The sequence below is a fragment of the Bowmanella dokdonensis genome (genome assembly GCF_017254865.1).
Lineage (GTDB): Bacteria > Pseudomonadota > Gammaproteobacteria > Enterobacterales > Alteromonadaceae > Bowmanella > Bowmanella dokdonensis.
Genome location: NZ_JAFKCV010000306.1, coordinates 1 through 303 on the forward strand (window position 1 = coordinate 1; position 303 = coordinate 303).

Here is a 303-nt window from a genome sequence, read left to right on the forward strand (position 1 = left end):
TCGCCTTTGCCAGCCATGATGCCACAAGCCGCATCGTGCAAAGCCTGCATGGAAGAGCCGCACAAGCGATTCACCGTTACCGCAGGCACAGAACGGGGGATCCCCGTCAGTAACTGGGCATTGCGGGCAATGTTAAAGCCCTGCTCTTTGGTTTGCTGCACACAGCCCCAAATAATGTCATCAATTTCGCTTGGGTCTAAGGCGCTGTTACGCTCAAGCAATTGGGTCATCAGGTGTGCAGACAATGTTTCGGCGCGCACATTGCGAAATACGCCGCCCTTGGAACGCCCCATAGGGGTGCGA

1 protein-coding gene is annotated in these 303 nt (G+C 55.8%); it reads right to left on the minus strand.

What is annotated here, in order from left to right:
• Positions 1–303: thiolase family protein (locus tag J0A66_RS22705; protein ID WP_500676674.1), on the minus strand; the 303-nt coding region annotated here is incomplete at both ends.